Origin of the sequence: Corynebacterium minutissimum, assembly GCF_016889765.1 — a bacterium.
Taxonomy (GTDB): Bacteria; Actinomycetota; Actinomycetes; order Mycobacteriales; family Mycobacteriaceae; genus Corynebacterium; species Corynebacterium minutissimum_B.
Window position 1 is genome coordinate 1,629,499 of sequence record NZ_CP069533.1, and the last position, 23,957, is coordinate 1,653,455.

The following is a 23,957-nucleotide window of genomic DNA, read 5'->3' on the forward strand; positions in this document are numbered from 1 at the left end:
TGGGGGACCTTATTTACCAAAACGTACCGCGGACTCCGTGATTAACGTTGAGCCCGCGCGAAAACCGCTACCCAATAAACATGAACGCAAACAGCGTGTTGAGCACCGTCGCCACGATCATGGGCACGGAGGTGCGCTTGACCAGTTGGATGGGGTTGACCTTGATGGCGCCGGAAACGATGAGCACCGCGGCGTTAACCGGGGAGACCTGGCGCATGAGGTTCGACGTACCCCAAATGGCGGTGAGCATCTGTGGGGCGTGGATGGAGGTCTGCGAAGCCAGGTTGGGCACCACTTCAGAGAAGGCGAAGTACGGTGCAGTACCGGAACCGGTGAGTGCGGCCATCGCGGCGGTGGCGGCGACGAAGATGAGGACGATGAGGACGGCGGCGCCGGAGGAGCCTTCGGCGGCGTCGATAAGCATGTCGATGACACCCATCTGCGTGATGCCCTCCACCAGGACGGCGGCGGCGACCAGCAGGGCGACCACGCCGGCAGCGCCCTCGCCCATGCCTTTGAAGAAGGTAGCCATGGAGTCCACGGCGCCGGAGACGGTGCGCTTGCGGATGGATTCAATAATCATCGCGATGAACAGGGACACCACGGTCACCGGCAGGATGCCGCCTTCGAAGGGGATGATGCCCATCTGCTTGAGGATGGCGGAGATGATGATCAGCAGCAGCGGCAGGAGCGGGAGCACAGCATAGTAGCCCGGTAGGGAGGCGGCGCGGGCAATGGCTTCCTCGGTGGCGTCATCGTGCATCGAATCGGCGCTGACCTCGCCGGAGCTTTCGGCCTTGCGGGCATCCACCTTGTCGCAATGGCGCTGCCACCACATGTGGACGAAGGCGGTGATGAGCAGGGTGGGAACCGTTGCGCGGGCAACTGCGCCGTAGACGAATTCTGTTGGCGTCATGTTGGTGAGGTCAGCGCCTTGGATGAGGCCTGCTTCCAGCGGGGTGGGCACGATGGTTGAGGAGGTCACCACGATGGCGCCCACGGTCAGCGGCGTGAGGCCCGCGGCGATGAGCGCCGGCAGGAGCGTGGCCACGAGCAATAGGGATAGCGCCGCGGCCGAGGGGATCACCAGCGAGAGCAGCGTGCCCAGGATGAAGCCCACCGGAACCAGCCAGTACGAGCCTTTGAAGCGCTTGAGCGGTGAGGAGAGCACCACGACGGTCTTGGCATCCGCACCGATGTGGCGCATATAGGACACGAAGCCAAAGAGCACCATAATCGCCATACCGATGCCGGAGAAGCGCGCCTTGAACAGTGCGTCGACTACGAGCAGCTGGTCATAGAAGGCATTGCCGGTTGCTTCAATTTCGGTGGTGCGGAAGTCAGCACGCCCGGTGAGCGCGGCGAGCATGAGCAGGACGACGCCAACGGCGAAGATGGAAGCCGCGGCGTGGACTTTCTTATAGATGAGGTAGACAACTGCAGCGATGGCCAGCAGTGCGATGAGCAGATAGAGCATATCTGGTCCTTCTTCTGGTTATAACCAATTACCGTATTAATTTATCACTATCCATTACGGTTGTCGCATTCCGGGTCAACGTACGATGAGCGTCATGCATATTGATGACGTCTTTGATCGCGCCCACGTGGTTTCCCTCCCACTCGCCGTAAAGTTCCGCGGTATCACCACGCGGGAAGCACTGCTTATCGATGGCCCCGCGGGCTGGGGTGAGTTCGCCCCCTTCCTGGAGTATGGCCCAGAAGAATCCGCGCGCTGGCTCGCCGCCGGTTTGGAAGCCGCCTACGAGGGTTTTCCGAAGCCAGTGCGTGAGTGGGTAGAAGTCAACGGCACCATCCCCGCGGTTCCTGCTGCGCAGGTGCCGGAAGTGATGGCGCGCTACCCGGGCTGCCGCACCTTCAAGATCAAGGTGGCGGAGAAAGGGCAGACGCTGGAGGACGACATTGCGCGCGTGGCCGCGGTGCGTGCCCACATCGAGTCCCAGGGCCGTGTGCCGGTTCTGCGCGTTGATGCCAACTGCGGCTGGAGTGTCGAGGAAGCCGTTACCGCAGCGAAAGAGCTTATGCCGCTGGATTACATGGAACAGCCTTGCAAGACCGTTGAGGAACTCAAGGAAGTTCGTGCCCAACTCATGCGCGCCGGGATTTTCGTCCGCGTGGCGGCTGATGAATCTATTCGCAAGGCCAGCGACCCGTACCGCGTGGCGGAATTGCAGGCTGCCGACGTCGCCGTGGTCAAACCAGCCCCGTTGGGCGGTGTGCGTAAGGTCCTTGAGGTGGCGCAGCACCTGCGTGAGCGCCACATGGACATCACGGTGGCCTCTGCGCTGGATACCTCCGTGGGTATCTCGATGGGGCTGGCTGCGGTGGCAGCGCTGCCGCAGATCTATGACGACGAAGACATCGACGTCACCCCAGCCGCAGCCGGCCTGGCCACGGGGTCGCTGTTTAAAGAGGATGTCACCGCGCCGCGCGAGCTTGTCGATGGTCACCTGCGCGCCGAATCCCTCATCCCAGAACCGGAGCGCCTCAGTTCGCTTGCCGCACCAGCAGATCGACGTGAGTGGTGGTTCGAGCGCGTCCGCCAGTGCTGGCCGTACCTATAAAAGGACAGCTCACGGTACATGTCCTAAGGCCCGCGTAGGCTGGCTGGCATGACCATTTCAGTGAGAGACGCGCATCTACACAACCTTCGCAATGTCGACGTCGACATTCCCCGCGGCAAGCTCGTGGCGGTAACGGGCGTGTCTGGCTCCGGCAAGTCCTCTCTGGCATTCGGCACTATCCACGGTGAGGGCCAGCGCCGCTACCTCGAGTCGGTGGCACCTTTTGCTCGCCGCCTCATTGCTTCTGCCGTGGATCCGCAGGTCGGCGGTATCGATGGCCTGCCGCCGACGGTGGCGCTGCAGCAATCGGCATCGGCAGGTGGCGCACGCTCCACAGTGGGTACCATTTCCGCCATCTCCAACTCGGTGCGCCTTTTGTACTCACGGTGTGGTGACAACCCCGAAGGGTTGTACTCGGATTCCTTCTCACCCAATACTCCGGAGGGCATGTGCCCAGAGTGCCAAGGCACCGGAGTAGTCCACGAGCCGACGGAAGCCTCCATGGTTCCGGACCCCTCCTTGAGCATCGAAGAAGGTGCTATCAAGGCGTGGCCCGGTGCCTGGGCGGGCAAGAACTTCCACGACATCTTGGAGGAGCTGGGCTACGACCTAGATTCGCCGTGGCGAGACTTACCGCAGAAGGACCGCGACTGGATTCTCTTCACCGAAGAGCGCCCGGTTGTCACCGTCAAACCGCACCGCGGTGCAGACCAGATCCAACGCAACTACGAAGGTACGTGGCGCTCCGTGGCGTCCTATCTGCGTAAGACTTACGCGGAGACGAAGTCGGACACGCTGCGTGCGCGCACGTTGAGTTTTATGGAATCCCATGAATGCACCATGTGTGAAGGCCGCCGCCTCAATCCGCGGGCACTCAAGGTGACCTACGCTGGGCTGCCTATCGATGCTTTTAATAACCTTCCCCTCGCTGAGACCCTCGAGCTTCTTCAGTCGCGGTCCCCGCAGCCGAATGATGCAGAAGACTTGCTGCTCAAAACGATTCGCCCGGCCCTGGAATCCGCGCTGGAATTAGGGCTGGGACACCTGAGCCTGGACCGTCCTACCGAGACTCTCTCCGCCGGCGAAGTACAGCGCCTGCGTCTAGCCGCGCAGCTGCGCTCGGGCCTTTTTGGCGTGACCTACGTCTTGGATGAGCCCTCTGCGGGACTCCACCCGGCGGAGCGTGATGCGGTACGGGATATCTGCCGCCGCTTCATCAACGAGGGCAACTCTGTCCTCCTAGTGGAGCACGACATGACCTTGGTCAAGGACGCGGATTGGCTGGTTGACGTTGGACCACTGGCCGGCGAGCGCGGCGGCCAGGTGGTGTACTCGGGGACCGTTGCGGACTATGATGCTGATACCCCCACCGCCCGTGCGTTGGCGCGCTCGCATCCGGAGCCCAAGTCGGAACCGCGCCAGGCTCATGGTGAGGTGGAACTGCGCAACGTGCACTCGAATAACATCGACGGCCTCGACGTGAGCTTTGGTCTGGGCCAGTTCACCGTCCTGACTGGGCTTTCGGGATCCGGTAAATCCACATTACTGCACGTTCTTGAAGAAAAACTCACGGGCGAGGACAGCCCACAGGCCGTCAAGCGCGTGGTGTCCATTACCCAGAAACCCATCGGCCGCACGCCGCGCTCCACCGTCGCGACGTATACCAACCTCTTTGACAACGTGCGCAAGCTCTTCGCTGCCACTCCGAAGGCGAAGAAAAAGAAGTGGACGGTCTCTCGCTTTTCCTACAACGTGAAGCAAGGCCAGTGCCCCACCTGTGGTGGTGCGGGCCAGATTGAGGTCGAGCTCGTCTTCCTCCCCGGCTCTTACACGCAGTGCCCGGACTGCCAGGGCAAGCGCTATAACGAGGACACCTTGTCCATCCGTTGGAAGGGCTACACCATCGCGGATATCTTGGACCTCACTGTAGAGGAGGCCCTCGAGGTCTTCGCCGAGGAGGAACCGATCCTCCACGCCGTCCAGACCCTTGATGCTGTGGGTTTGGGCTACCTGCGCTTGGGCCAAGGTGCCCCGGAGCTTTCCGGTGGCGAAGCCCAGCGCATCAAGCTGGCCACCGAGTTGCAGCGCTCGCGCAACTCACGCCGCGGACACACTGTCTACTTGCTGGATGAGCCCACGACGGGCCTGCACCCGGCCGATATTGACCTGCTCATTAAGGAACTGCATTCGCTGGTGGACGCATCCCACACCGTCGTCACCGTGGACCATGATCTTCACCTCATCGCCGGCGCAGACCGCGTCATCGAGATGGGCCCTGGTTCCGGTGCTGAAGGCGGAAAAATCGTGGCAGACGGCGCGCCGGGTGACGTTGCCAAGGGCGAAACACCTACTGGCCGGGTCTTGAGCGGCGTAGGCACACGTTAAGGACGCACGATAAGGTGAATCCCATGACCAACCACAACGGCGAGAACGAGACGCGCCAATTCAACCGCGTCAACGGTGACAACGAAACCCGCCAATTCGGCGCACCCCAGCCGGGCCTGGGCAACCAGCAGCCCCGCCAGCAACCACCGCAGCGCCCCCAGCAGTACTTCCCAGAGCCGGGTTCCCAGAACTCGTCGGGATTCGAGCAGAACTACCAGCAGCCGCAGTATGACCCGGTGCCTTCGAGCTACCAGGTAGAAGAGCAGAAGAAGAGCGGAAGTGCACTGGCCTACGTCTTTGCCGCAATCGCAGCCATCGCGGTTGTGATTGCCGGCATTCTCTTCTTCCTCTGGCGCGGCGCTGCGGAGGATGCCAACAAACCTGCTCCGGAGCCTGTTACCGAGACTCAGACCGTGACCACGGAGGTTCCCACCACGGTGACGACCACAAAGGACGCACCGCGAGAGGAAGATTCACCGGAGCCGCCGGCGGACCTGCCGACCGAACTCCCGCCAGAGCTGCAGGACCAGTTGGATGAGAGCGGGTCCGACATCGAGAGCTTGCTCAACGATCTCCTTGGTGACCTTGAAGCGAACGGTGGCAGTGAGAATGTCTAACACCGCTGCCGCAGATAGCGCTGCCTCAACTGAGCAGCCAGAGTCGATGGAGCTGGCCCAAACACTGGCAGCGCAGCTCTCGCGGCACCTTACCGATGTCGTGCTGTGCCCCGGTTCGCGCAATGCGCCGCTCGCGCTGGCGTTGCTCGTGCGCCCCGATATTCGCGTGCATACCCGCCTGGATGAGCGCTCGGCGGCTTTTGCTGCCTTAGGTTTGGCGCGCGTGCAGCGTCGCCACGTGGGCGTTGTCATGACGTCCGGCACTGCGGTGGCTAATACTCTGCCCGCGATGGTGGAAGCGCACTACTCGCATACCCCGCTGGCAGTGATTAGCGCAGACCGTCCTGCCCGCATGGTGGGAACCGGCGCGTCCCAGACCATTGAGCAGCAGGACATTTTTGGTGTCTATGCCTCCACCACTCAGGTGGAGAAGACCAGCGATATTCCACTCATTGCTGAGCGTTTCCTCACTGACCGCCAGGTACACATCAACGTGGCCTTTGGTGTCCCGCTGGTGGGGGAAGAGCTCCCCAGCACGCCGAGCGATTTCACCCAGCACCGCGCGCGGACCCCACGCTGGTCCAACCACGGTGAGGTTGCCGTGGACCTGAGCCGTAACACGCTCGTCGTCGCGGGCGACGAAGCCTGGGAGGTGGAGGGCCTCGAGGATGTGCCGACCATTGCCGAGCCCACCGCACCTGCGCCTTATCACCCGGTACACCCAGCCGCCGCGCACCTTTTCCGTCGAGCGCAGGTCTCCGCTAATGACTACGTGGTCAACACCAAGGCGGAGCAGGTTATTGTCGTGGGCCACCCCACCCTGCACCGCGGGGTTTTGGCGCTGTTGAGTGACCCCGATATTGATCTCATCTGCCTGTCGCGCACCGAGGACTTCACCAACCCTCGCGGCGAGTCCGCGCAACTGGGTACCACGGTGAAGACCAGCGGCGAGCCTACCCGGGACTGGATGAAGATCTGCGAAGGCGCAGCCCAGATGGCGGCCGACGGTGTTCGCGAAGTCCTGGCGGAGACCACCAGCGAGGAAGCGACAGGCTCCGACATCGGCTTTACCGGCCTGCACGTGGCCGCCGCAGTGGGAGACACCCTCGCCGTCGGCGACACCCTCGTCCTGGGCGCCTCCAATCCCGTGCGGGATGCCTCCCTCATTGGCCTTCCCTTCGATGGCGTGGAGACCTACTCGCCGCGAGGTGCTGCCGGTATTGACGGAACCATTGCCCAAGCCATCGGAATCGCGCTAGCCACGCAGTCCCGCGAGGCAGACGCACCGCGCGCGCCGCGCACCGTAGCGCTCATGGGGGACGTGACGTTCCTGCACGACGCCACCTCGCTCATCCTCCCCGAGGACAATCCGCGCCCGGAGAACCTCACCATCGTCGTCTCAAACGACGACGGCGGCGGAATCTTTGAGCTGCTCGAGCAGGGCCGTGAGCCGCTGCGTGCATCCTTCGAGAAGGCGTTTGGGACGCCGCATGGGGTGGGCGTCGCCAAGCTTGCGGAAGCCTGCGGTGCTGACTACCGCGAGGCGAGCTCGGCGCAGGAGCTTCTCGACGTCCTCGCGGAGCTCAAGGAATACTCCACCGGGATCACCGTGGTGGAAGCCCACACCACGCGGTCTACGCGGCGCGCACTGCAGGAAGCTCTGGCGGCTAAGGTAGGCCAGTAACGTGACGCGGCGGCGGGTGCGCCAAATTATCCTGGTGCTCTATGCGGCGGCGCTGGTGGGCATGGCGGGAATGGTCATTGGGCCCTTTCTCAATGACCGCGCCATTAACGCCAACCCCGGGCGCGCGCTGGCCACGGTCACCGATGTGGGCCGTCTGCGCACCTTCGTGGATTTCCAAGACGGCGAGGGCATCTATCACTCCCCGCCGACCGGTCTGCTCTATCCCACTGGCCTGGGAGAGGGGCAACAGGTGTGGGTACTCTACGCCAAGAACAACCCTGACCTGGTGAAAGTAGAGGGCCGTGAGTGGACGCTCTCTATCATCCCGGGGTTGTCTTCGGCACTCGTCGCCACGCTGATTGCGGGCGCGTTGTGGTGGGGGAGTGGAAAAATTAACCGGAATTTAGCGCATCCGTTACCAACGGAGAACTCGGACAAGGAATGATGGGGCGCATGCGTGTAGCTATCGTCGCGGAATCCTTCTTGCCTAACGTCAACGGTGTGACCAACTCCGTGCTGCGCGTGCTCGAGTACCTCCACGAGCACGGCCACGAGGCCATTGTTGTTGCCCCCGGTGCCCGGGACGGGCAGGAGGAAATTCCTGACTACTTGGGGTTCAGCATCGTCCGCGTCCCCACCGTGAGGGTCCCGCTGGTGGATTCCCTCCCGGTGGGCGTGCCCACGAGTGCCGTGGACGAAGCCCTCCGTGCCTTTAAGCCGGACATTATCCACCTTGCCAGCCCGTTCGTTCTCGGCGCGGCGGGAGCCTTCTCCGCGCGCCAGTTGCGCATCCCGGCTGTGGCGTTGTACCAGACGGACGTGGCGGGATTTGCTACTAAATACCACGCTTCCGCCCTGGCTTATGGCGTGTGGGAGTGGCTGCGCACCATTCACAACGCCTGCCAGATGACCCTCGCGCCGTCGTCGCTCACCATTGCTGACTTGGAGAAGCACCACATCAAGAACGTGCGCCATTGGGGCCGCGGCGTGGACTCGGAGCGTTTCCATCCGTCGAAGCGCTCGGACGCGCTGCGCCGCGAGTGGGAGCCGACCGGCCGTAAGAAGATCGTCGGCTTCGTCGGCCGCTTGGCCGCGGAAAAAGGCGTGCACCGTTTGTCGGCGCTTAATGATCGTGAGGATATCCAGCTCGTCATCGTTGGCGATGGCCCTGAGCGCCCATTGCTGGAAGCGCAGCTGCCCAGTGCGGTCTTTACTGGAGCACTTGGCGGTGAGGAACTCGCTGCGGCCTATGCCTCCCTCGACGTCTTCGTCCACGCCGGCGAGTTTGAGACCTTCTGCCAGGCCATCCAGGAGGCGCAGGCTTCTGGTGTGCCGACCATCGGCCCGCGTGCGGGCGGCCCGGTAGACCTCATTGAGGAGGGCTATAACGGGCTGCTTCTCGACGTTTCAACGTTCGTCGAGGACCTCCCCAACGCCGTCGATGCGCTGCTTAACCCGGAGATCCACGAGGAGCTGCGCGCGAATGCTCGCGAGTCCATCTCCACGAAGACGTGGCCTGCACTGTGCGAGCAGCTGCTGGGTTATTACGAGGAGGTCTTGGAGGATGTGCGCGAGGTTCCCCTGACCATCTTGGGCCAGCGCCCAGAGCTGCCGCGTTGGGCCGCTCGCGCCCTCGGTGCACGCGTAGCCTAGACTTGGCTTTTGTGTCTAAGGCAGATCTGGATAAAAAGCCCTTCGATGTCGCGCGCATGTTTGACGCGGTGGGCAAGAAGTACGACATCACCAACACGGTGCTGTCCTTTGGCCAGGATGCGCGCTGGCGCCGTCTGACCCGCGAGCGACTTGACCTTAAGCCAGGGGAGAAGGTTCTCGACCTCGCTGCCGGTACCGCAGTGTCCACTGTGGAGCTAGCTAAGTCTGGTGCGTGGTGCGTGGCCTGTGACTTCTCGCGCGGCATGCTCGCGGCCGGTAAGGACCGTGACGTGCCGAAGGTCGCCGGCGATGGCATGCGTCTGCCTTTTGCCGATAACACCTTTGATGCGGTGACCATCTCCTATGGCCTGCGCAATATCCACGATTTCGAGCTCGGTTTGCGCGAGATGGCCCGCGTGACCAAGCCGGGTGGGCGCTTGGCGGTCGCGGAGTTTTCCAAGCCCGTCATTCCGGTCTTTGGCACCGTGTACAAGGAATATCTGACCCGCTTGCTGCCGCCGATTGCCAAGGTGGTCTCCTCCAACCCGGAGGCCTACGTTTACCTCGCAGAGTCCATTCGCGCGTGGCCGGAGCAGCATGAACTCGCGGCAGCCATTAACCGCAATGGGTGGGAGCAGGCAGGCTGGCGCAACCTGACGTGCGGCATCGTGGCACTGCACTCGGCGGTTAAACCTGCTTAAGGGGCCTAAGTCCCACAGGCCTTAGGCCCAGAGAGGCGTATCGCGGCGCAGCGCGGATACCGCGCCACCAGCGAGCCGCCAAGCGCGGGCGATGAGGTCTTTGTCTTCTTCCGTGATGAGGTTGCCCATAAGGCGCGCGGCGGCAGGCATGAGCATGCGGCCGACGGGACCGCGCATGGCGATAGGCCCGGCAAGCGGCAGAAACTGCGGGTAGGTCAGAAGACGCGCGGCCGTGCGGGCCAGCAGGAAAGCCTCCCCGTACTCGGCGCGTAGGCGGTCTGGCCAGGCCAAGGTGAGATCCTTCGTGCCGAGCATCTCGACGGCGAGAGCGGCCGTTTCCAAGCCGTAGTCAATCCCTTCGCCGTTGAGCGGATTGACGCAGGCGGCGGCATCACCGATGAGCATCCAGTTAGCGCCGGCCACGCCAGAGACCGCGCCGCCCATGGGCAGCATCGCCGAGGTAACGTTGCGCAGTTCGCCCAGACCCCAGTCCGCTCGCTGTTGATCGGCGTAGAAACTCAAGGCTTTCTTCGTGTTGAGCCGTGCCGGCCGGGAAGCTGTGGAGAGCGCGCCGAGGCCAATGTTGACACCCTGGCCAAGCGGAAAGATCCAGCCGTAGCCGGGCTGGACTATGCCGTCCGAGTCCTTGAGCTCGACGTGGGAGTGCATCCACTCCTCGCCATCGTGTGGGGAATCGGCATAGGCGCGCGCAGCGATGCCGTAAACCTCATTGCGGTCCCACCGGCGGCCCAACTGCTTGCCGAAGGTGGAACGCACGCCGTCCGCGACAATGACCCATTTAGCACTTACACGCTGCTGGCCTACGGCGAAAGAGGTGAGGCGGTTGCCGGTGAGCTTGGGGTCGGAAGCGGTACCGGTGAAAAGACGCGCACCAGCGTCCTGGGCGGCGGTGACCAGGAGCGCGTCAAACTCATAGCGCGGCAGGGCCGTGCCTTCCTGCGAGGGATACGTTGCCGGCCATGGTGCAGTAACTGAACCGCCAAAGCCATGCAGCTTCAGCCCACGGTTGCGATAGGAGGCGTTGGGCTCGATGCCGAGAAGATCCAGCTGATGCATGGCGCGGGGAGTGAGGCCATCGCCGCAGGTTTTATCGCGGGGGAAGGGGGAGGCGTCGATAAGCACAGTGTCGTGACCGGCTCGCGCGGCATGGATAGCGGCCGCGGCGCCAGCGGGGCCGGCACCGACAACAGCGACGTCTGCATGGATGGAATCGATCTGCTCCGACATGGGGACTATCATTGCACGGGATAGTGGCCTTGAGTGTGTTGAGGGCCGTGCTATGGGCTACGGTAAGTAAACACTAGGATTTTTGAGTTAATAAGGAACGCGTTTAATGTCACACGGCCAAACTCACGCCAAGCACGTGAACTTGGGGGATGCGCAGCTCACCGAGCGTATCAACGCCGGGATGACTGCCGTTGAAGATCTGCTCAGCGCGGAGCTCGACCGCGGGCAGGACTTCCTCAAGGAGAAGGTACGTCACCTCTCGATGGCTGGTGGTAAGCGTTTCCGTCCAATGATGGCGCTGCTGGCCTCCGAATTCGGTGAGCGCCCGGAGTCTCCTGAGGTGATCAAGGCAGCCACGGCTGTGGAAATGGTGCACGTGGCTACGTTGTATCACGACGACGTCATGGATGAAGCTGACCGTCGCCGCGGTGTGGAATCCGCAAACTTCCGTTGGACAAATTCCGTAGCGATTCTGGCTGGTGATGCCCTTCTTGCGCATGCTTCGCGGTTGATGAGCCAGCTTGATACGCACACCGTCGAGCACTTTGCCGAGACCTTCGAAGAGCTCGTTACCGGCCAAATGCGTGAGACAATCGGCGCTGGTGAGGCCAATGCGGTGGAGCACTACACGGCGGTTATTCGGGAAAAGACGGCCGTGCTTATTGCCTCCGCCGGCTACCTGGGTGCTTATCATTCAGGTGCAGGTCCCGAGCAGTGCGAGGCCCTGCGCCAAATTGGTTCGGCCGTGGGCATGATTTTCCAGATCGTGGATGACATCATCGACATCTTCTCCGACCCGGAAGAATCCGGAAAGACCCCGGGTACCGACTTGCGCGAGGGCGTCTTTACGCTCCCAGTGCTCTACGCCTTGGAGGAAGAAGGTGAGGTCGGCGACGAGCTGCGTGGCTTGCTCACGGGCCCGCTGACTGATGACGCCTCCGTGGACCGCGCCATCGAATTGTTGTGGAAGTCTACCGGTCGCGACAAGGCCATGGCGGATGTCAACGCCTACCTGCGCGTGGTGGAGGATCAGCTCTCGCTCTTGCCCGAGTGCACGGCGAGCGAAGCGCTGCGTCAGCTCGCGGATTACACGGTCCAGCGCGTGGGCTAATTGGGGCTCCTGCCAGCTGATTTGCATGTTGGGCGGGACTTCGTAGTAAAGTACATAACCGCACTCACGAGTGCATGCCAGGTTGCCCGAGCGGCCAAAGGGAGCGGACTGTAAATCCGCCGGCATTGCCTTCAGAAGTTCGAATCTTCTACCTGGCACAGAAAGAATCCCGCAGACACAGAAATGTGCCTGCGGGATTTTGTGTTGCGCGGGGACGCGATCGCGGGCGCATGGGGGGCTGGGGCGGCCTAGGGTGGCGTTGAGGGTGTGTTTAAAAGCTTCTTCTAAAGGCTTAAAAACATTCACTATGCTGGCGATTTGTGTTGTTTGAGCGTTTCGGGTTAATCTTTTCAAGGCTTCAACGAGAGCACAGCGGAGATTCTCCGTGACTCACAGAGGCTGTGCCCCCTTAGCTCAGTCGGCAGAGCGTTTCCATGGTAAGGAAAAGGTCGACAGTTCGATTCTGTCAGGGGGCTCCATTCATGTTTCCAGACATTTCTGGAAGGTGAATATGGCGGTGTAGCTCAGTGGTAGAGCAAGCGACTCATAATCGCTGTGTCGCGAGTTCAATTCTCGCCATCGCTACCGGGAAGGAAAAGCGCCCGTGTTCCGGGCGCTTTTTTACTACCGACTCCCAGCCTTACACGGCACGTGGTTTCCATGTGGGATCACCGTTCTGGTAGGGTTGTGCGTTGTCCCAAAAGGGCACGCAAAGGGGCGTGGCGCAATTGGTAGCGCAACGGTCTCCAAAACCGTAGGTTGCAGGTTCGAGTCCTGTCGCCCCTGCCACATCACTTCAAGGAGGAAATCGCCGTGAGCGATGAAAAGCAGCCGAGCACCGGGGCGGCCCGCCCAACCGGCAAGCGTCAGCTCTCTGGCGCAGCGACCACCTCTACTGAGTCCTACGCTGACAAGCGCGTTGTGCGCGTCGAGGACAATAAGGAAGAATCCGCCGGTGGCTCCGTAGCCTCCTTCCCGAGTGAAGTTGTCTCCGAGGTAAAGAAGGTCGTCTGGCCTACTGGCAAGGAAATGGTCCAGTACGTCCTCGTGACCTTCGCCTTCCTCATCGTGCTGACTGCACTTGTCTGGGGTGTTGACACGCTGACTGGCCTCGGAGTTGAAGCGGTCCTCGCACCTTAGTAGAATCAACCGCATACTTTCATCCCGCCGAATCCCATCAGGGGAACGGCGGGATACTTTTTGCCCTAGCTACCCCCGGGTACCCTGGTGGTGACTAGACGGATTAACATACAGATGGAGCAAACAATGAGCGACGAAACCACTGGCACTTCCCTTGAACAGGCCATGATCGATAACGTCCAGGACCAGGCAGCTGAGGCCGCTGAGGCAGCGGAAGCTGCCGAGGAGACCACGGACGCAGCTGCCGCCGAGGAACAGCAGGAGGAACTCTCCGCCGAAGAGCAGGAAGCTGCCGAGAAGGAAGCCGCTGCGAAGGCCGCTGAGGCAGCGCTGGGTGGCGGTGCTGAGGAAGGGGACGAGGAGGCGTCGGAAAGCGCAGCAGCCCCTGGTGCTGATGCCGCCGCAGCGGAGGCTGAGTACAAGACTCGCCTGCGCGCCTTTACCCGTGAGCTGAAAAAGCAGCCGGGCCAGTGGTACATCATTCAGTGCTACTCCGGTTACGAGAACAAGGTGAAGACCAACCTGGACATGCGCGCCCAGACGCTTGAGGTGGAGGATTCCATTTTCGAGGTCGTCGTGCCGGTCGAGCAGGTCCTGGAGAAGAAGGACGGCAAGAAGAAGGTTGTGAAGCGCAAGCTGCTGCCGGGCTACGTGCTGGTGCGCATGGAGCTTAACGACGCTGCCTGGTCCGTCGTCCGCGATACCCCGGGTGTGACTTCCTTCGTGGGCAATGAGGGCAACGCAACCCCAGTGAAGATTCGAGACGTAGCCAAGTTCCTCATGCCGAACGACGCAACTGTTACCCCGGAGAGCTCGGCTGCCGACGCTGACGGTGAGCAGGTCGTTGCCATGCCGGAGAAGGAAATGGCCAAGGCTTATGCGCACGACTTCGAGGTGGGCGAGGCTGTCACCATCCTGTCTGGCCCGCTAGCCTCTGTTTCTGCCACCATTTCCGAAATTGATCCGGAGACCGGCAAGATGCAGGGTCTGGTGTCTATCTTCGGCCGCGAGACCCCGGTGGAGCTGTCCCCGACGGAGATCGAGCGCATCTCCTAAAAAGCGATTTTGAGCTGGGCGCACGGTGTTCTAAACTTGAACGCCGTGCGCTTTTGCGCATGTTAAAACGTTCATCCTCCGGTGGCCCACAACGCGTGAGCATCCGGACGGGGTGCTGTTATTCATCGTGGCGGCACCTCGGTACCACAGGAAAGAGGTAATTCGATGGCTCCCAAGAAGAAGGTTACTGGCCTGATCAAGCTCCAGATCGAGGCAGGCGCTGCTAACCCGGCTCCTCCGGTTGGTCCGGCACTCGGTGCCCACGGCGTCAACATCATGGAGTTCTGCAAGGCTTACAACGCTGCTACCGAGTCCCAGCGCGGCAACGTCGTTCCGGTGGAAATCACCGTGTACGAGGACCGCTCCTTCGACTTCAAGCTGAAGACCCCGCCGGCTGCAAAGCTCCTGCTTAAGGCTGCTGGCATCAAGAAGGGCTCCGGCGTTCCACACACCGACAAGGTTGGCTCCGTGACCTGGGATCAGTGCAAGGAGATTGCACAGACCAAGTTCGAGGACCTCAACGCTCGTGACATCGAGAACGGCGCCCGCATCATCGCTGGTACCGCTCGCTCCATGGGCATCACCGTTGACGGCATCCCGGCTAAGTAATAATCGAATCTTTAGTGCGCGGCACGTCGTGTGCCGCGCGTGGCAGGGCCAGCTTCGGCCCGCTATCACCACATCAATCCAAGAAAAGGAATTGCACTTATGAGCACCAAGTCCAAGGCATACAAGGCTGCCGCTGAGCTGGTAGACCGTTCCCGCCTGTACCGTCCGATCGAGGCCGCCAAGCTGGCCAAGGAGACCTCCTCCAAGAACTTCGACGCCACCGTGGACGTTGTCTTCCGCCTCGGCGTTGATCCGCGTAAGGCTGACCAGCTGGTTCGCGGTACCGTTTCCCTGCCGCACGGCACCGGTAAGGACGTCCGCGTAGCTGTCTTCGCTGAGGGCGACAACGCTGAGGCTGCTAAGGCTGCTGGCGCCGACATCGTGGGCACCGAAGAGCTGATCGCTGCCATCAACGAGGGCAACATCGACTTCGACGTTGCTATCGCTACCCCGGATCAGATGGCCAAGGTTGGCCGCGTTGCCCGCGTTCTGGGCCCGCGTGGTCTCATGCCGAACCCGAAGACCGGTACCGTGACCGCTGACGTGACTAAGGCTGTTGCTGACGTCAAGGGCGGTAAGATTTCCTTCCGCGTTGACAAGGCTTCCAACCTGCACGCCATCATCGGTAAGGCTTCCTTCGACGCTGAGAAGCTGGCTGAGAACTACGGTGCACTGTACGACGAGATCGTTCGTCTGAAGCCGTCCTCCGCCAAGGGCGTCTACGCCAAGAAGATCACCATCTCCACCACCTCCGGCCCGGGCATCCCGGTCGACGCTTCCGTGGAGAAGAACTACACCGAGTAAATCGGTCTAGCGCATCGCGCTAAATGACAAAGGGCTTCGAGGTTTACCTTCGGAGCCCTTTTCATTTACCCAGCCAGTCCCGTGTAGATAGCGGCTGGGATCGCTAGGCGTCGATATCATCCGGCACCCAGTCGCGGCTGTCTACGTCGAGGTAGACATTGCGCGCTAGCGGAATCTGGTGGGAGGCAGATTCCAAAATATGCATGAAGTAGCCGGCGGTGTTCGGGATAGCGAGGGTATCGCCCACCGCAATGCCCTCGGGGAAGTCGAGTTCGCGGCGCAGGATGACTTCATCTTCGATGCAATAGGCACCCACCACGAACCCGGTGCGTGGTTCGCGGTCCACCGCACCGCGCTCTCCGGCAGTGGGGACGAGGAGTGGGTCGAGCAAGATATCATCCGCCGCGGTACGGCACTGGGTGCGGTTCATAGCTGCGCCGATGAGGGGCAGGCCGTCGGAGCGCTTTTTGAGGAAGCTGACCTCAGCGAGAATGATACCGCAGCCATCGAGCAGGCTGCGTCCCGGCTCCAAGTGAAGAGAAATATTTCGCTCGTTCAAGGCACGGGCGGCGGGGCCAAACCCGGCCACCTCACCAGAAAGGAGTTGGTCTAACCACTGGCCGCGGGTGGGCGTCTGCCAGAAGGGGTAGGTATTTGAGAGCGGGTCGGACTTCCACGTAAAAGGCTCACCGGTGCCGGCGCGCTGGGCTGCGATGCGCTGCTGGTAATACCCCCATTGCTCGCGGGATTCGAGGTAGCTCATGGGAACACCGCCGCCGATATCGATGAAGGAAGCAGGCTGGCCAACTAAGCGCAGGTGCTCGATGAGGGCGATGGCCTCCGCGAGTGCGGTGCGGCGGTCCGATTCGCTATAACCATGCAGGTGTACGTGAACGCCGTCAGCGTGGATGGTTTCGGGCCAGGCATGGCTTTGCCATGCGTGAAGGAGCTCACCGAAGCGCGTCGGCGGAAGGTTATCCGGGTTGGGGGCAAGGCGCGGCGCGACGTGCGCGGTGTGGTGGAGGGCCTTGGCAAGGGCAGCGATGCGCTCGGCTTCCGCTCGCGAATCGCAGGAAATGGTGACTCCGCGGTCGATAGCTAGGCGCAGCAACGCGTCGGTCTTAATAGCCGCGCTGAGGATAATCCGCTCGGGCGCGACTCCACGGTTGAGCACTTGGCGCAGCTCATCTTCACTGGCGACGTCCACGCCCAGGCCAGCCTCGCGGGCGGCGTCGACGAAGCACAAGGCTTTATTGGCCTTGCGAGCGAAAAATACCTGGGTGTCCACGCTATGAGAGGCGCCGGCATCGAGGAGCTCTTGGGCGTTGCGGCGCAGCGGTGCGGGGTTGAGCACATTAACGGGCGAGCCATACTCGGAGGTGAGGCGGGAGACTTGCTGTGGGTCAGCCACCAATTCTGACATCCATTCTTCCCACCGGGCGCGCAGCGCAACGGTGCCATGAACGGGTAACGGGGTGGTGTGGTTGGTCATGGGTTTACTACTTTCTCCGCCCAGCGGGGGATGTCATCGTGCACGGAACGGTTCAACGAGTCATGGCCGGGAAGCTCAAGCTCATTCATGCGGCCGATTTCCACGACGCCGGGGACATCGTGGAAAGGGGAGGGGGTGGCTTGGGGAGCTACGGTGGCGTCGATAAGCAGGTCAATGTCACCTTGTGTGCGCCATAGGTCAACCTGGTCCGGGGCTACGAGGTAGCGGGTATCTACCACGCCTGTGCGGATGAGCTCGAGCAGGCGCCGCGCGGTGACTGGGGGTGGGCCAAAGGCCACGCGCTCGAGAGTGCGCGAGAGCTCACGGAATCCGGGCATGGGTCCATGAGCCTTGTGCCAGTCCACGCATTCTTGAAAGAGCCCCCGAAACGCCGCGCCCACAGCCGCCGCCGGGGTAAGGGGCCCTGTGCCCTCAGCGGCGTGGAGGGAGGCGTCCAGCTCCGCGACGGCATCGCCGGAAAAGTCGTGGCCGTCGAGCACTGCAGCGAGGTCCCCGGTGGAAAACTCACCCATCGATCCGGCGGCCGCTAGGAGGACGTCGCGCAATTCATCGGCATCTATCACGTCAGCACAGGCGCGCCTCACGTCGTCCGGAATCTCAGGCTGGGGCGCACTCGGAGCGGGCTTGACCTCCATGAAACGCCCGCTGCGGCTCACCGGGAAGATTACCTCGGCGGTATCGCCATACAATAGGCAGACATCGATGAAGCTCAAGGCAGCACCGCGCACCCCAATCCGTCGCGGGGCACTGGGCAAATCGGCGCCGAAGTAGAGTCCGGTGATCAGAACGCGGGAAGGCTCGTGGACTAAGGCTCCGGGGTGGAGGTGATCGTGGCCGGTGCAGACGAGGACTTCGTCGAAGGGCGAGCCATCGACGATGAACCCGTCGTCAGCGGCAGACACCGAACGCACACGCTGGGGTAGGTGTCGAATGCGCACGTGCTGCGGGGCGCGGTGCAGGGCAGCAGCCCACGTATCGGCCAGGAACTGCCCCACCTGCGCGCGTGGCGGGAAGGCATCGGTGGTGGATTCCCCGCGGCGGGTACGCCAAGCGTTGAAACTATCGTGTGCGGTGGTGACGATGGCGCAATTGACGTTAAGGCGCCATTGCGGCGGCTGCTGCGGGCGATACACCGCGCCGGCGCCGGCGGGGTAGGGATCAAAGACGGTGATATCGACGGGGATGCGGGCGCGCTCGATGAGCTCTTCTACGGCCCACAGCCCGCGTGGGCCGCCGCCGATGATGGCGATGCGGCGGGAAGGCTCCTGCGGGCTCACTCTGAATCCCCTTCGACGCGCGCGGCGAGCTCGGGAGGAGAGATATCGAAGTGCTCGTAGACCCAGGAATCGCTGTAGATGGTATCGAGGTAAGGCTGGCCACCGTCGTGGAGTACGGCCACGACCTCCGCACCGGACGGAAGGGTAGGCGCGAGACGCTGGAATGCCGCGATGACCGCGCCGCCGGAGGCCCCAGGCAGAAGGCCTTCGACCTGGGCGAGGCGACGGGCTGCCACAATGGCATCCAGATCAGGCACACGCTCTACTGAGGACGGCGAGAATTTGGTGGATAGATCGGTGACAATGCCAGCACCATAGCCCGGCAGCATGCGGGTGCCGCGCTGGCCCCCAAACAGCACGGAGCCTTCGGCATCGACACCGATGGTCTCCGTATCGGCGCCAAGCTCAGTGAGCTTGCGCACGCAGCCGCCGAGAGTGCCGGTGGTGCTCATAGCGACGAGCAAGTGGGTGGGCGCCTGTCCGAGCTGGTCCACGATTTCCGTCATTGTGCCTTCGGCGTGGGCGTAAAAGGCGGCCTCGTTGGAGTACTGGTTGAGATTGAAAGAATCGGGGATCTCTTCTAGAAGCTCGGCCACGCGGGTGCGGCGAGCGGTGAGCCAATCGCCGGTTTCCGGGTCCGGGTGATCCAGCAATTCTACGTGGGCGCCGTAGGCCCGCATCGTGGCCACGGTGGAGGAATTGACGCGCGGATCGACCACGCAGTGGAATTTCATACCCGCAAGGAGGGCCTGGCGGGCCAGTGCCATGCCAAGGTTGCCCGAGGAAGACTCCACAAGTGTGGATCCGGGGCCTATGTCACCGGCGTCAAGCGCGGCTTGGATGAGTGCGCGTGCCGTGCGGTCCTTGGCGGATCCTCCCAGGTTGAATTGCTCTAGCTTGAGGTAGAGATGCACATCGGTACGGGGGTTAATGGCCTCCACTCGCATCAGCGGGGTATGGCCAATAGGTGGTTGGGCTTGAGAATGAATCCGTGGGCGCATCATTAGCCCCATGGTAGACCTCAGCCTGCGGCTTTTCTTGCCGGCTTAGTCTTTGATCTCCGCATAGGCATCGGGGGCAGCTTGGCGCGATTCCTTGCCGCAGCCGGCAACCCACTGCCAATTAAAGGGGTTGGAGGCGGCATCGGCATCCACCAAGGTGTCCCAAAACCATTCCTCGCATAGGCGTCAGTGAATGCCCAGGTTCATCGGGAGGAACGAGCCCATCACCATGCGCACGCGGTTGTGCGTATCAGTGCTAACGGAACTTTTCTCACTAACAGGCAATTGGCAGGTTGGTGGTATGGCATTACAAGGAACCTGCCGCATAATAATCTTGTGCGTTTGAGAGAGGCGCATGAGAGATAGAGAGAACACCCTGAGTCTTGCAGGGCGGGCGGCGTGAGAAACCGCCTGATAAACAAGACCCCTAGCAACGCGGGTCCCGGATTTTCCTGGGCCCGCGTTGTGCTGTGCGCTGCGTCCCCCACCCACCACGGCCTAAACGACAAAATGTGTTGTTTTACGGCGTGTCGAGTTAAACGACAGATTGTGTTGGTGGGGTTGGGGTTTAGTGTAGGTGGCCTTTGCGTATTCCCATAGAGTGGTTGTAGGCAGTGTCAATGGCGCTGTCGTAGGTTGCTGGTCGGCCGTCCTCATGGCCGCTGGTAGCTTGTGTTTCCTGGTTGGCTAGGGTTTGTTGCTTTGGCGAGTGCGTCCTGGCCCCAGTTTTGCTGCCTGGCGATCTCTACAGGGTCGTCAGGCAACTGCGTGTGGAGGTAGAGCCACCAGCTCTCGCTCGGCAAGGATGGTCAGCAGTTGATGCGCGGTTGCGGCATCGATTGGGGTGGTGAGGAAATCATCCAGCACGAGCACATCCGCGGTGTGGAGTTCCTCGAGGAACTTCATCCGCTCAATGTCACCGTGTTTGAGCACTGCTAGGTGGTTGGCCAGGGTGTCGGTGCGGAAGAACTTGGCTGTGTAGTCCTTTCGGTCGGCAGGCGGCGTTGAGCAGTGCGAGTGCGAGGTAGGTTTTGCCGACGGAGGATTTGCCCAGGATGACAATGTTTTGCGCGCTTTGGCACCATGAAAGCGATGTTCATCGCCGCCTGGGAGGCGGCCTGCGACCGCATCATCGCAACTCTGACGGCTGCCGTCGAGAACACTCCAGCAGAAGAACGTCTCCCTGTACTCGCCGCCAGCTACGACGACCTCGTCGCAGAAGACCGTGACCTGCTCACGATTCAGGTCCATGCCTGGGCTGCCGCCACCTCTGACGATGAGATCGCCGCCGCGACCAGAAACGGGGTCGAACGCCTACGCGCCTTGGCTATCGAACACCTCGACGTGAACCGTGACCAGGCGACCCGAATTATCTCGGTGATGGCGTTCTGCAACATCAATGCCAGCATCAACCTAGACAACGCCGAAGAATGTTCAGTCGCTCACCTGCTCGGCGACGCCATGGAGTAACACCGTCTAGGCTCACCACGCGCTCTCGTTGTTCACCTCGGGCGCTCAGACCTCCTAAGGTGTGTTCCGGCGCAAGCTCACTGCGCCGAGCGCGACGAATGCCGCGCAGAATCCAGAAAGAATGGCGATATCAGTTACCAGATCGCCCTTGGGAAACGCAGACGGGGTAGGAGCTTTGCTTAACGCGAGCATCGCGTCGACGACGTAGCTGATCGGCATGGTGTGCGAGAGCAACTCGAGGGCATGTGGCATTTCTTCCCGGGGCACGATAACGCCACAGACCAGGAATTGGGGAACGATAGCAGCGGGGACGAATTGCATAACCTGGAACTCCGTAAGGGCAAAAGCAGACGCCAACAATCCTGCGGTGGTGCCGGTAAGAGCGCTGAGCAAAGCGACCACAACGAACGCAGCGAGTGATCCCTCGATATCCAAGTCGAGTAGCCGGGTGCAGACAACAACGGTGATCAGCGTTTGTGCGACCGCAACCAGGCTGAAGGTCAGCGTGTAACCACCGATGATGTCGATCCGGCGCACCGGCATTGTGAGCGCTCGTTCCAGTGTTCCGGAACTGCGCTCGCGAAGCGTGGTCACGGATGCGACAAGGAACATGACGAGGAACGGAAACACCCCGAGGACTGCGTGCGCGATGCGGTCAAATAATCCAGTGTTGCTCAAGATCCAATACAGCAAGGACATTAAGACAGCTGGCAACACGAAGATGAGTGCGAGAGTTCGTGGGTCCCGTCGCAACTGGTTGCCGACCCGCTTGGCCACTGCAAAACTTGCCCTCACTTGGTCATCGCCTCCACGAATGCCGCTTCAAGCGTCGCTGCACCGGTTTCGCGTTTGATGGTTTCCGGGTGCGTGTGGCTCACCTTGCCGTCGCGAATGAACAATACGTTGTCGCAGTGCTCGGCTTCATCCAGGATGTGGCTCGAGATAATCAGCGTGGTGCCCTTGTGGGCCAGCTCCTTGAACAGGTCCCACATCTGGGCTCGCAGGATGGGGTCGAGGCCGACCGTTGGCTCGTCGAGGACAACAAGTTCCGGATCTGGCAGTAGGGCGACCGCAAGACTTACGCGGCTGCGTTGACCACCGCTGAGCTTGCGCACCGGCTCGTCGATCTTGGCGGTCAGATCGAGCTGGTCGACCACTCCGTCGATTCGGTTGCGGCGAAGCCCGTAAATGTCTGCGACATAGCTAAGGTTCTCTCGCACGGAGAGTTCGTCGAACACGCTAGCTTGCTGGGTTGCGTACGTGACCTTGGTGCGCAGTTGGCGATGACCTGCGGGCAGTCCAAGCACGTGCACAGTGCCGTCGACACGAGCCTGCGTGCCAACGATCATGCGCATCAACGTGGTCTTGCCTGATCCTGAAGGGCCGACAAGCGCGCTTATCGAACCTCGAGGCAAGGTGAAGGAAACAGGCTGGAGGATTCGGGCTCGCGCGTTCCGCATAGCAACTGCGGGAGTATCCGGGTCTGGTTTCATAGTGACAGTGTCACCGTTCGCCAGCTAGTATTTCCAGCATGGTGAATAAACGCCGCGGTCGCCCGAGCGGACCATCGGAGCGTCGAGAACTCATTCTGCATGCAGCTAGGATGCAGTTTCTCCAGAATGGATATGCAGGCACGACGCTTCGAGCAATCGCAGCTGAAGCAGACGTGGATCACGCTTTGGTGAATTATTATTTTGGCAGCAAAGATGCGTTGTTTTGCGAAGCGGTGCTCGATGGGTTGAGCGCGTCCGCGATATTGCGCTCAGTAAGTTCGGTCCCGGAACTCCCGCCTGGCCAGTTCCCTCAACTGCTTGCCCGCACGTTCGTTGCCTATTGCGAGTCGTCTCCCTTTCAAGAGCGAGTACTGCCAGCGTTTCGATACGCAATGAAAGACGACGACACCAGGGCAATCGTATCCGGTTACTTCGAGCGTGAAATTCTTGCCGGTGCCGAAGAACTCCTTCTCCGATTACGGGCACAGCATCCGGGCCACCCTCGGCTGAGCACCGCCGACGCGGTAGTGCAGAACTCGATTGTCCTGCTGGGGGCTCTGGTGTCGCGTTATGTGCTGCAGGTGCAGCCCCACGCGTCAATTTCACCCGATCAATTCGCTTCAGTTCTGGCACGCCTGATTCGAGTGTCGCTCCTGTGATTGCCCTGGGGCGGCAGCGAAACTCTCGCCCACAGGCTCCGGATCACTGGTTCTTTTCGGGATCCGCGGAACCAGAAGAGCCGTCGGTGTCGTAGCTTGCTTTAGGACGAGCCCAGTCGTTGGAACCGTTTTCCTGCTGGCTCGATTGGTTCCAGCTGGTCGAGCCTGAGCCGGACGGCTGCTGGTTCCAGCCGCCGGCGTTCTGCTGACTCGGCTGTTGCCACGAGTTCGAAGACTGCTGCGGAGCAGCGGGGTTGAAGGGGGCTTGGTTCACGGGCGCCCCGGCTGCACCGTTTTGACCCTGGTTGGCAGCTGTCGATGCACGAGCTTTGTTCACCTGTGCGTCGAGCTTGTCTTTGCCACAGCCCGGCTAATGATTCACTGCTCAATCCCGCGAGTTGGGCTTCGGTAGTGATCCCTGAAGCTTCGAGCGCCTCGCGGGCTTTTTGGACTGTGGTGTGCGAACACCCCACGGTGGTACGGATTTGGCGGACGGACCAACCTTTGAGCACAAGGTCCATCACCGCCCGGTAGTCAGTCACAACTGGACTCCTCTGGCAATGCCGCGCGCCCTGTAGTCGCGCGGTCACCTGCCTCGTCCCCCAAGGCGTTACTGGATACTCACCATCGCGTTACTCGAAACCCACCACGGTGTTACTAGATAAACCCGCGCAACACCCGAGGCTGGGTTATCCCTCCGGATAAGTGAAATCATCCTAATACCAGCATGCCAGGCCGGCTAACCAGACAACCTCACCAACACATCCTGTCGTTTAGGCCCCCACCACCGCAGCTAGGTGATTAAGGGTCAAATGCGTGTCTTAGTCCGTAGCTCAGGGGGTGAAGCTTGGGGGTACAGGCGAAGACGGGGGCTAGAGGACCAAACTAAAGACACCATTTGGGGCGCTGAATCAAGAAAAGCCCAGGTAAAAGCATGCAAGGTTTGGCATAAGG

General features: G+C 61.5%; 23 protein-coding genes, 4 tRNA genes and 2 pseudogenes. 18 read left to right on the forward strand and 11 right to left on the reverse strand.

From position 1 onward, the window contains the following. Window positions 1-67: 67 nt before the first annotated feature. Window positions 68-1,477, reverse strand: coding sequence for a C4-dicarboxylate transporter DcuC (gene dcuC, locus I6J26_RS07545; RefSeq protein WP_115021121.1), 1,410 nt, complete (start codon window positions 1,475-1,477; stop codon window positions 68-70). Between the two features lie 85 nt (window positions 1,478-1,562). Between dcuC and I6J26_RS07550 the strand changes: the two genes are divergently transcribed. From I6J26_RS07550 to I6J26_RS07580, 7 genes are all read left to right on the forward strand, one after another. Then, the gene (locus I6J26_RS07550) at window positions 1,563-2,582 is read left to right on the forward strand and encodes an o-succinylbenzoate synthase (protein WP_181815329.1); all 1,020 of its coding nucleotides are present in this window, start codon (window positions 1,563-1,565) and stop codon (window positions 2,580-2,582) included. A gap of 48 nt (window positions 2,583-2,630) precedes the next feature. After that, window positions 2,631-4,967 carry an ATP-binding cassette domain-containing protein gene (locus I6J26_RS07555; protein ID WP_115021123.1) on the forward strand — a complete coding sequence of 779 codons (2,337 nt, stop codon included), beginning with the start codon at window positions 2,631-2,633 and terminating at the stop codon, window positions 4,965-4,967. A gap of 23 nt (window positions 4,968-4,990) precedes the next feature. Next, the gene (locus I6J26_RS07560; RefSeq protein WP_115021124.1) at window positions 4,991-5,584 is read left to right on the forward strand and encodes a hypothetical protein; all 594 of its coding nucleotides are present in this window, start codon (window positions 4,991-4,993) and stop codon (window positions 5,582-5,584) included. Further along, entirely contained in the window at window positions 5,577-7,268 is a 1,692-nt protein-coding gene (gene menD, locus I6J26_RS07565) for a 2-succinyl-5-enolpyruvyl-6-hydroxy-3-cyclohexene-1-carboxylic-acid synthase (RefSeq protein ID WP_115021125.1), read from the forward strand. Before I6J26_RS07560 ends, menD begins: the two co-directional genes overlap by 8 nt. Before the next feature lie 61 nt (window positions 7,269-7,329). Beyond that, entirely contained in the window at window positions 7,330-7,713 is a 384-nt protein-coding gene (locus I6J26_RS07570; protein WP_231913989.1) for a DUF3592 domain-containing protein, read from the forward strand. An 8-nt stretch (window positions 7,714-7,721) separates the two neighbouring features. After that, window positions 7,722-8,921 carry a glycosyltransferase family 4 protein gene (locus I6J26_RS07575; protein ID WP_070669548.1) on the forward strand — a complete coding sequence of 400 codons (1,200 nt, stop codon included), beginning with the start codon at window positions 7,722-7,724 and terminating at the stop codon, window positions 8,919-8,921. An 11-nt stretch (window positions 8,922-8,932) separates the two neighbouring features. After that, a complete protein-coding gene (locus tag I6J26_RS07580; protein ID WP_115021126.1) occupies window positions 8,933-9,622 on the forward strand; it encodes a demethylmenaquinone methyltransferase in 690 nt (229 codons plus the stop codon). A 21-nt stretch (window positions 9,623-9,643) separates the two neighbouring features. Here I6J26_RS07580 and I6J26_RS07585 read toward each other — a convergent pair whose 3' ends face one another. Beyond that, a complete protein-coding gene (locus I6J26_RS07585; protein WP_115021127.1) occupies window positions 9,644-10,882 on the reverse strand; it encodes a geranylgeranyl reductase family protein in 1,239 nt (412 codons plus the stop codon). Window positions 10,883-10,976: 94 nt separating this feature from the next. Between I6J26_RS07585 and I6J26_RS07590 the strand changes: the two genes are divergently transcribed. The 9 genes from I6J26_RS07590 (at window position 10,977) to rplA (ending at window position 15,590) form a co-directional block, all read left to right on the forward strand. Continuing rightward, window positions 10,977-11,981 carry a polyprenyl synthetase family protein gene (locus I6J26_RS07590; protein WP_070669545.1) on the forward strand — a complete coding sequence of 335 codons (1,005 nt, stop codon included), beginning with the start codon at window positions 10,977-10,979 and terminating at the stop codon, window positions 11,979-11,981. Between the two features lie 76 nt (window positions 11,982-12,057). Beyond that, window positions 12,058-12,139, forward strand: a tRNA-Tyr gene (locus I6J26_RS07595). Between the two features lie 245 nt (window positions 12,140-12,384). Continuing rightward, a tRNA-Thr gene (locus I6J26_RS07600) sits at window positions 12,385-12,460 on the forward strand. 34 nt (window positions 12,461-12,494) lie between these two features. Further along, window positions 12,495-12,566, forward strand: a tRNA-Met gene (locus I6J26_RS07605). 128 nt (window positions 12,567-12,694) lie between these two features. Next, window positions 12,695-12,770 (forward strand) — tRNA-Trp (locus I6J26_RS07610). Window positions 12,771-12,794: 24 nt separating this feature from the next. Further along, the gene (gene secE / locus I6J26_RS07615; protein WP_115021128.1) at window positions 12,795-13,121 is read left to right on the forward strand and encodes a preprotein translocase subunit SecE; all 327 of its coding nucleotides are present in this window, start codon (window positions 12,795-12,797) and stop codon (window positions 13,119-13,121) included. 126 nt (window positions 13,122-13,247) lie between these two features. Next, a complete protein-coding gene (gene nusG, locus I6J26_RS07620; RefSeq protein ID WP_115021129.1) occupies window positions 13,248-14,177 on the forward strand; it encodes a transcription termination/antitermination protein NusG in 930 nt (309 codons plus the stop codon). Window positions 14,178-14,342: 165 nt separating this feature from the next. Continuing rightward, a complete protein-coding gene (rplK, locus tag I6J26_RS07625; protein ID WP_070520976.1) occupies window positions 14,343-14,786 on the forward strand; it encodes a 50S ribosomal protein L11 in 444 nt (147 codons plus the stop codon). Window positions 14,787-14,885: 99 nt separating this feature from the next. Further along, on the forward strand, window positions 14,886-15,590 hold the full coding sequence (gene rplA / locus I6J26_RS07630; protein ID WP_070821634.1) for a 50S ribosomal protein L1: 705 nt from the start codon (window positions 14,886-14,888) through the stop codon (window positions 15,588-15,590). Window positions 15,591-15,693: 103 nt separating this feature from the next. Here the strand turns inward: rplA and I6J26_RS07635 are convergent, their stop codons facing one another. From I6J26_RS07635 to I6J26_RS12910, 6 genes and pseudogenes are all read right to left on the reverse strand, one after another. Further along, window positions 15,694-17,082: a Y4yA family PLP-dependent enzyme gene (locus I6J26_RS07635; RefSeq protein ID WP_115021130.1), complete on the reverse strand. Its 1,389-nt coding sequence runs from the start codon at window positions 17,080-17,082 to the stop codon at window positions 15,694-15,696. After that, complete coding sequence (locus I6J26_RS07640; RefSeq protein ID WP_115021131.1) at window positions 17,079-18,380, reverse strand: FAD/NAD(P)-binding protein; 1,302 nt, start codon at window positions 18,378-18,380, stop codon at window positions 17,079-17,081. Before I6J26_RS07640 ends, I6J26_RS07635 begins: the two co-directional genes overlap by 4 nt. Further along, window positions 18,377-19,393: a pyridoxal-phosphate dependent enzyme gene (locus I6J26_RS07645; protein WP_115021132.1), complete on the reverse strand. Its 1,017-nt coding sequence runs from the start codon at window positions 19,391-19,393 to the stop codon at window positions 18,377-18,379. Before I6J26_RS07645 ends, I6J26_RS07640 begins: the two co-directional genes overlap by 4 nt. Window positions 19,394-19,426: 33 nt before the next feature. Then, window positions 19,427-19,627: pseudogene (locus I6J26_RS07650) on the reverse strand (FAD-binding domain-containing protein); the annotation flags it as partial. A gap of 322 nt (window positions 19,628-19,949) precedes the next feature. Further along, a pseudogene (locus I6J26_RS07655) lies at window positions 19,950-20,169 on the reverse strand (IS1249 family transposase); the annotation flags it as partial. A 128-nt stretch (window positions 20,170-20,297) separates the two neighbouring features. Continuing rightward, entirely contained in the window at window positions 20,298-20,444 is a 147-nt protein-coding gene (locus tag I6J26_RS12910) for a hypothetical protein (RefSeq protein ID WP_309473136.1), read from the reverse strand. 29 nt (window positions 20,445-20,473) lie between these two features. On the opposite strand from I6J26_RS12910, the gene I6J26_RS07665 reads away from it, so the two are divergent. Beyond that, entirely contained in the window at window positions 20,474-20,851 is a 378-nt protein-coding gene (locus I6J26_RS07665) for a hypothetical protein (protein WP_070821673.1), read from the forward strand. Window positions 20,852-20,905: 54 nt separating this feature from the next. Here I6J26_RS07665 and I6J26_RS07670 read toward each other — a convergent pair whose 3' ends face one another. Both I6J26_RS07670 and I6J26_RS07675 read right to left on the reverse strand, forming a co-directional pair. Further along, complete coding sequence (locus I6J26_RS07670) at window positions 20,906-21,646, reverse strand: ABC transporter permease (protein WP_309473130.1); 741 nt, start codon at window positions 21,644-21,646, stop codon at window positions 20,906-20,908. Further along, window positions 21,643-22,344 carry an ABC transporter ATP-binding protein gene (locus I6J26_RS07675; protein WP_083789488.1) on the reverse strand — a complete coding sequence of 234 codons (702 nt, stop codon included), beginning with the start codon at window positions 22,342-22,344 and terminating at the stop codon, window positions 21,643-21,645. Before I6J26_RS07675 ends, I6J26_RS07670 begins: the two co-directional genes overlap by 4 nt. A 38-nt stretch (window positions 22,345-22,382) precedes the next feature. Between I6J26_RS07675 and I6J26_RS07680 the strand changes: the two genes are divergently transcribed. Continuing rightward, window positions 22,383-23,003 (forward strand): TetR/AcrR family transcriptional regulator, encoded by a 621-nt coding sequence (locus tag I6J26_RS07680; RefSeq protein ID WP_084226138.1) that lies wholly within the window; start codon window positions 22,383-22,385, stop codon window positions 23,001-23,003. Between the two features lie 43 nt (window positions 23,004-23,046). On the opposite strand, the gene I6J26_RS07685 is transcribed toward I6J26_RS07680, so the two are convergent. Continuing rightward, entirely contained in the window at window positions 23,047-23,340 is a 294-nt protein-coding gene (locus I6J26_RS07685; protein WP_115021133.1) for a hypothetical protein, read from the reverse strand. Between the last annotated feature and the right edge of the window lie 617 nt (window positions 23,341-23,957).

Excerpts from the sequence above, each read along its gene's own strand:
- dcuC (WP_115021121.1), bottom strand. The coding sequence starts at position 1,477 with ATGCTCTATCTGCTCATCGCACTGCTGGCCATCGCTGCAGTTGTCTAC.
- I6J26_RS07550 (WP_181815329.1), top strand. The coding sequence starts at position 1,563 with ATGAGCGTCATGCATATTGATGACGTCTTTGATCGCGCCCACGTGGTT.
- I6J26_RS07555 (WP_115021123.1), top strand. The coding sequence starts at position 2,631 with ATGACCATTTCAGTGAGAGACGCGCATCTACACAACCTTCGCAATGTC.
- I6J26_RS07560 (WP_115021124.1), top strand. The coding sequence starts at position 4,991 with ATGACCAACCACAACGGCGAGAACGAGACGCGCCAATTCAACCGCGTC.
- menD (WP_115021125.1), top strand. The coding sequence starts at position 5,577 with ATGTCTAACACCGCTGCCGCAGATAGCGCTGCCTCAACTGAGCAGCCA.
- I6J26_RS07570 (WP_231913989.1), top strand. The coding sequence starts at position 7,330 with ATGGCGGGAATGGTCATTGGGCCCTTTCTCAATGACCGCGCCATTAAC.
- I6J26_RS07575 (WP_070669548.1), top strand. The coding sequence starts at position 7,722 with ATGCGTGTAGCTATCGTCGCGGAATCCTTCTTGCCTAACGTCAACGGT.
- I6J26_RS07585 (WP_115021127.1), bottom strand. The coding sequence starts at position 10,882 with ATGATAGTCCCCATGTCGGAGCAGATCGATTCCATCCATGCAGACGTC.
- I6J26_RS07590 (WP_070669545.1), top strand. The coding sequence starts at position 10,977 with ATGTCACACGGCCAAACTCACGCCAAGCACGTGAACTTGGGGGATGCG.
- nusG (WP_115021129.1), top strand. The coding sequence starts at position 13,248 with ATGAGCGACGAAACCACTGGCACTTCCCTTGAACAGGCCATGATCGAT.
- rplK (WP_070520976.1), top strand. The coding sequence starts at position 14,343 with ATGGCTCCCAAGAAGAAGGTTACTGGCCTGATCAAGCTCCAGATCGAG.
- rplA (WP_070821634.1), top strand. The coding sequence starts at position 14,886 with ATGAGCACCAAGTCCAAGGCATACAAGGCTGCCGCTGAGCTGGTAGAC.
- I6J26_RS07635 (WP_115021130.1), bottom strand. The coding sequence starts at position 17,082 with ATGACCAACCACACCACCCCGTTACCCGTTCATGGCACCGTTGCGCTG.
- I6J26_RS07645 (WP_115021132.1), bottom strand. The coding sequence starts at position 19,393 with ATGGGGCTAATGATGCGCCCACGGATTCATTCTCAAGCCCAACCACCT.
- I6J26_RS07665 (WP_070821673.1), top strand. The coding sequence starts at position 20,474 with ATGTTCATCGCCGCCTGGGAGGCGGCCTGCGACCGCATCATCGCAACT.
- I6J26_RS07675 (WP_083789488.1), bottom strand. The coding sequence starts at position 22,344 with ATGAAACCAGACCCGGATACTCCCGCAGTTGCTATGCGGAACGCGCGA.
- I6J26_RS07680 (WP_084226138.1), top strand. The coding sequence starts at position 22,383 with ATGGTGAATAAACGCCGCGGTCGCCCGAGCGGACCATCGGAGCGTCGA.